The sequence below is a fragment of the Allobacillus salarius genome, assembly GCF_007559425.1.
Taxonomy (GTDB): Bacteria; Bacillota; Bacilli; order Bacillales; family Alkalibacillaceae; genus Allobacillus; species Allobacillus salarius.
The window spans coordinates 566-793 of the sequence record NZ_VMHE01000085.1 but is presented as its reverse complement, the minus strand read 5'-3'; the positions used below and the strand labels follow the sequence as shown (position 1 = coordinate 793).

The window sequence follows — 228 nt, the reverse complement described above, 5'->3', positions numbered from 1 at the left end:
AAACTCAAGAATTTTACCTCTTCGTATACTACAAAGATAATTAGTTACTGCCATTTCTGTTTTTGATGTATTAGACGGTACAAACTCCCCGCCTATATTTGTATCTGTTGGAATCCACGGTGTCATTATTTCACTTCTTAAATCTTCAAGTTGTTTATGATAATTAGGATAATCACACAACTCATCTTCTAACTTTCGAACTGTTGATAATTTTAATCCGTATTTCTT

Annotated in this window: 1 pseudogene; it reads right to left on the bottom strand. The window is 31.6% G+C overall.

From position 1 onward, the window contains the following. Positions 1-228: pseudogene (locus tag FPQ13_RS13250) on the bottom strand (transcriptional regulator); the annotation flags it as partial.